The sequence below is a fragment of the Moorena sp. SIO3I8 genome (assembly GCF_010692325.1).
Taxonomy (GTDB): Bacteria; Cyanobacteriota; Cyanobacteriia; order Cyanobacteriales; family Coleofasciculaceae; genus Moorena.
Genome location: NZ_JAAHHW010000218.1, coordinates 1 through 5,278, shown reverse-complemented (window position 1 = coordinate 5,278; position 5,278 = coordinate 1). Strand labels below are relative to the sequence as shown.

The window sequence follows — 5,278 nt, the reverse complement described above, 5'->3', positions numbered from 1 at the left end:
CCACTCATCATCCCCATAATGATGATTAAAAGCACCAGCCACAGAGGATGACGAAGACCATGAGGATTGCGATGATCAGGTATTTCTTTAAGATAGTCGATTAAGCTTTTCTCCATGATCCATGGCATATAAGGGAAATTAGCCCGGTTTTTCCGGCTATTGCTTAACTATACAGCTTTTTACTCTATAATGAAACAGCCCTGCCCCAAAATTGGGGGGCTAGGGGGGCAAAACCATACCCATAATCAGCAACGCCCTAAAAATATAAAATGGAGATATTAGAGAGATAATTCTGATATTGCTATTGTTAAATGATGGCAAAACACAGCAAGAAATTGCTAATTTTATTTGCTGCTAAAAAAATCAAGTTTGTTACTGGTGTCTCCACGGAGATCCAGATAACTTAGAAAGCCTTAAAGATCAAAGAATGAAAGGTAATCATCAAAAAGCTACAGATAAGTACATACAGGGTAAACGCATCTAATTTGGTATAAATGGTAACAGATAAAAATCTCATTAACTCAATTTTTTTTTGAAATTCGAATAAATCCCATCCTAAAGCAGTTTTTTTATTCAAAGTCAACGAATTTTCGGCTGGCTTGGAACAAAAATCAAAGGAGGATTTGCGTACGCAATCAGAATGTAGAGTACTCTCAAATCGACCAAGGATAACACGGCCAGTAATTGAGAATAAATTGGGCTTATTGAGAATTAACCGGTTGATTATAGATTTTTGATACTATTGTTTACTTTTTCAATGTAATTTTTGAGACAAATTTAGATGCGTTTACCCTGGGGTATATTTGGACTTGAATTTTGTTCAAGTCCCACTAGCTACAACTGCGGTTGCTACCTCCTCTACTGAGGATGAAACGTTAATCGCTCCTCTACCGAGAATGAAACTGAGGTTAATCGCTCCTCTACTGAGAATGAAACTGAGGTTAATCGCTCCTCTATTACGATTGAAGCTGAGGTTATTAGCTTATCTACTGACACTCATAATCAGTATGATAATAAAATCAAAACTAAATTTGAACATTCTTATCCTCGCAGCTAATCTAGTTATTTCTAACCTTACCAGACTATAGCATTTGGTAAGCATATGCGCTACTTGAGGTGCTACTTGAGGTGCCGTCAGCTGACAGCTGACAGCTGATAGCTGACGGCTGATAGCTGATAGCTTACGAATTATTTGAATTTTGAGAGTGGAAGGGACAGCCTGATGTTAATTGCTTGAGAAACAAACTGTTATCGAAGAAATGCTCCAAGGAGACAATCTTCAAGTCTTCAGTAACCCGAGCAATACTGATGCCAAACACTTCTATGGTTTCTCCTGTGGGTTCATGACCTTTAAAGGAACCGCTAAACGTGCCCCAATGCCGCCACTTAAAGGTGACATTAGGAGGTCCGGAAAGCACTTCCATCAGTTCCCATAAAAAGCCATTGGGAAAAGCGTTATGGAAAATTTCTATGGATGATTCAAAGGTTTCCTCTGTGGAGCGATAGTGTTCGGTATCTCCAAGAAATACGTTGTATGTTCCAATATCAGCAACAGTCTGGGCATTGTATTCTGGTCCACCGTTAGTCGTCATCCGAAACTGGTCGGCAACAATAGACAACCACTGCTCAGGATTAGCCTTATAAGAGGCTTCCATCTCGAAGGTTCTAACTAAGTTTTGAGCGATCGCTTCCAAAGACCCCTCTGGATGATTAAATTTACTACCTTTCTTAAGAAATTCATTAGTTTCGGCATAATCAGGGCGTTTGCCCTCTCGCCATTCAACCCCAGCATCATTGGCGATAACTGTATCTCTTTCTTGTACCCAAACAGGCAATCCTGTGGACTGACTATTACTCATTGAAGTGTCTCAGTTCAATTGATTAGAATTCCTCAACAATTTTGCTAAATTGTCTTCTTGTTACCATGGCAAGTACATAAAAATTAAACTATGTGAAAAGATTGTAATAGTAAACAAGAAAATGAAATATTAAAATAATAAAATAATGTAATAATCACTACAAAATAATGACTAGTAGACCATCGTGGTAGGATGAGGTGAACATACTGCGATCGCATCTCCTGGTATGGAATCAGCTTTGGAATCAGCGGAGCGAGTTGCTGGAGAGATTTTGGCTCGTGTTGTCTGAAAAAGTAAAAAGGGCAAAGTAAACAGGATAGTAACCCTTACCTTTGCCCTTGCTAATTGATGATATAATTGACAACTATTGTTGAGGGGGTGACATGAGCCCTGAAAAGCTTACTAGATAAGGCTTTGATGCCAATTATCTCAGGAAAGATAAACTCTTAAATTGACCCTACGAATGATTTTCTGAAAGCTCAAACCCTTATAACTACGTCCAAGGTTAGCTCAAAATAGCATGTATCTTTTTGTAACAGATGGGCTGAACATATTACCCAGTAAGGATTATAGCTTGCATGTCACCCCCCCAGCAACTATTGAGGATTAACCGTCAACAGTAATTTTTGGTCGTCTACTAATAATCAAAAGTGCGATCGGACTGATCAAGATCAACATCCATACCTCCGGTTCAGGAACACTGGAAACATTAAACGGATTAGACGGCTGATTCAAGTCTTCTTCCCCAGTTTCCACCTCTCGGTCAAAGCGATCGCTCGACGCTTCTGCTTTTTTGAGCATCCTTCGTTGCTCATCATTCACCAGCACAATCATTGATGAATAGGGACTGACAATGTCATAGGTCTTGGCTATGCCATGAATCCGATCCAGTTCTTCTACAGAGCCATTCAGGTTTCCACTCAACCCTAGGATAAGTTGCCTGGCTGCCAGCGGTTCAAATCCAGTTTGAGTAGTAGCCTCAGCAATTCCTGATTCCATAAACCAAGCATAGCCATCCGATACTGGAAAACCCAAACCACTGTTAAAGTGACATACTCCCGACGCTGCCCTGACTCGACAGCGCGGGCTTCTTACCAACTCCAGCTATTGCTGAGGATACAAGGGTAAACTTTATTAACGACACGGTCAGAAGTTACCGCAAGAATAGGGCAGCCTTTATGGTTAGTCGGTTATGCGTAAAGGGTTAAAACTTTATGATTAAGGCTGCCCTATTCTAAGGTTTCGTCTCCGGGATGCCCCGACCCGCCGGAACAATACAAAAAAAAGTTCTATTTTCAGTTGGTAGGTGGCGATTAGCTCTTAATTTATTTTCCCTACCATTTTTAATATATCACATTGGCATTTCGACGTTCCGACCCTTGCCCCGCGCTTCCCATGCGACACTTACCCTCCGCAGGTAAAGTGCGGGGCTTCTCGCGGTTTAGCTAAAATTGCAGCAGCTAACCCTTTACGCCAAAGGGATGGTGGGATAAACAAGCCCCATAACCCGTAGCTACCCAGTAGGAATAGGAGTAAGTTGAGTTGTGGGATATACACCAACCATCTGAATGCGATCGCACTAATCCCAGACCCTAACATTAGCAACAGGGGATAGAGTCTTAAGGTAGGAGTTGCTGACACAGTTATAATTAAGCGATCGCGCCATAGCTGTACCAAACAAGCCATGAGCACAATACCGATTAGCATCAGATTTAGCAGTGATGCGTACTTAAATGACTCAAATAGCCATTGCAGTGCCCAGATATTCCCCAAAAGCCAAGCCACTACCAGCACGATGGTGCTGGCGAGGTTTTGACCTCTGGGGGGATCTGAATTCATCCCAGCTGTCATAACAAGTTTCTCCTTCAGAGAAATAAAGTGTGCTAAAAAGGACTATCTATCGGGAGCTATCACTTATGCAGAGCATTTCTAAAAAAGCTATAGCCCCTTCATGGGTTTTAGCTTGCTCTGATAATACATATAGCAATTATCATAGTCATGAGGTACTTTCGTTCTGGCTTTTAGGGAGCAGGGAGCAGGGAGCAGGGAGCAGGTAAGAGGCAAGAGGTAAAAAATCCTGTGTACCTCATAGCTATAATAAAGGCTATAGTTCATAGGTTATGCAAATTTGACCTGATCCCTATCTACCTGATCGAACACAGTTATTTATTGGTAATTTGTAGTTAGTAATTGCTAATTGCTAAAGGCTTTCACAATTATCCATAACTCTTTTATAATTACCGTTTTCCCTACGCTAATCTGTCCAGATTTACGTTAGTAGCCCTTCAAATTACCTACCATTATAGGACAGATTTAAAAAAACAGTATAAAAACCGGATATCTAGGGCTCCTAAATAAATTGTGAGAATTTTTGCTCCCTGTTCCCTGTTCCCTGTTCCCTGTTCCCTGTTCCCTTTTGTTTTTGTCATAAAACTTCACAAAATTCCATGAATCAGACATTTGAACAGTTAAAGCAGCATAACTGGACTAATTTTATCACCCATCATTTACGGAATTGGTATGGGTCTTGGACAATTTATTCTCCTGAAGGTGAAGTGATAGAATCCTTTGTAGGTAGTCGATGCTCTATTATTGATGCTGAACAAACTCACATTATCCAAACTAACGTATATATGTATGACAATGGAACTGAAGAGGAGAAGGTTTACCAGAATACTCCCAATAGTTTAATCAATGGTTTAGCTGAGAAAACCGCTCAAGCCTCCTTTATGTATATGTTTGAGCAAGGGTCGGCTATTTGGACAGTAAATCGATTTGAACCAGGAGAGTTATTTGCAGTAGAGTTCTGGTTTAGATATCAAGAATTACGCCATAGTCTGCTAGTAGTCTATAACTCAGATGGGGAATTAACTAAAACAGTAAGTGTCCGAGAGGAGGATTTGCAAAATCCCTGTGATCATTGGACACTTAACCCAGAGTTAATCCCCCATCGAGATATACTTAATGGGGAAGAAGGATTAGCAATTACTCTTACCCCAGTCACCCAACTATCTCAGCCAACACCAACTCATTTAGCTTGGGAATATCCAGACCATCAAACCTTTTATTATCCAGATGGGATATCATTAAGTTACCCGCCCAAACTGAAACCAGGAATGTCTTTCGTTGTGATTGGAGATTGGCAAGTTAATCCTGACATTAGACAACAACTGCTCGTTGATTATAATTCATCTGGTGAGTTATCCGGCTTAACGTTAAAGAGTAATCAACCAGAGATGGGGAGATAGGGAGATGGGGAGATGGGGAGATGGGGTGATGGGGTGATGGGGTGATGGGGAGATGGGGAGATGGGGAGATGGGGAGATGGGGAGATGGGGAGATGGGGAGATGGGGAGATGGGGAGATGGGGTGATGGGGAGATGGGGTGATGGGGAGATGGGAAATAGGTTTCTTAGAGA

6 protein-coding genes and 1 pseudogene are annotated in these 5,278 nt (G+C 41.2%); 2 read left to right on the top strand and 5 right to left on the bottom strand.

Annotation, left to right across the window (positions count from 1 at the left end; translation table 11 throughout):
• Window positions 1-274: 274 nt before the first annotated feature.
• A pseudogene (locus F6K51_RS35085) lies at window positions 275-466 on the top strand (IS630 family transposase); the annotation flags it as partial.
• Window positions 467-1,181: 715 nt separating this feature from the next.
• On the opposite strand, the gene F6K51_RS35080 reads toward F6K51_RS35085, so the two are convergent.
• From F6K51_RS35080 to F6K51_RS35060, 5 genes are all read right to left on the bottom strand, one after another.
• Window positions 1,182-1,859 carry an ester cyclase gene (locus F6K51_RS35080; protein WP_293030178.1) on the bottom strand — a complete coding sequence of 226 codons (678 nt, stop codon included), beginning with the start codon at window positions 1,857-1,859 and terminating at the stop codon, window positions 1,182-1,184.
• Window positions 1,860-2,030: 171 nt separating this feature from the next.
• On the bottom strand, window positions 2,031-2,165 hold the full coding sequence (locus F6K51_RS35075) for a hypothetical protein (protein WP_293030175.1): 135 nt from the start codon (window positions 2,163-2,165) through the stop codon (window positions 2,031-2,033).
• Between the two features lie 300 nt (window positions 2,166-2,465).
• Window positions 2,466-2,957, bottom strand: coding sequence for a hypothetical protein (locus tag F6K51_RS35070; RefSeq protein ID WP_293030172.1), 492 nt, complete (start codon window positions 2,955-2,957; stop codon window positions 2,466-2,468).
• A gap of 306 nt (window positions 2,958-3,263) precedes the next feature.
• Window positions 3,264-3,710, bottom strand: a complete 447-nt coding sequence (locus tag F6K51_RS35065) for a hypothetical protein (RefSeq protein WP_293030169.1) — start codon at window positions 3,708-3,710, stop codon at window positions 3,264-3,266.
• An 87-nt stretch (window positions 3,711-3,797) separates the two neighbouring features.
• Window positions 3,798-3,974, bottom strand: coding sequence for a hypothetical protein (locus F6K51_RS35060; protein WP_293030166.1), 177 nt, complete (start codon window positions 3,972-3,974; stop codon window positions 3,798-3,800).
• Between the two features lie 332 nt (window positions 3,975-4,306).
• Here F6K51_RS35060 and F6K51_RS35055 point away from each other — a divergent pair, with 332 nt between their 5' ends.
• The gene (locus F6K51_RS35055) at window positions 4,307-5,107 is read left to right on the top strand and encodes a DUF3598 family protein (protein ID WP_293030163.1); all 801 of its coding nucleotides are present in this window, start codon (window positions 4,307-4,309) and stop codon (window positions 5,105-5,107) included.
• Window positions 5,108-5,278 lie beyond the last annotated feature (171 nt).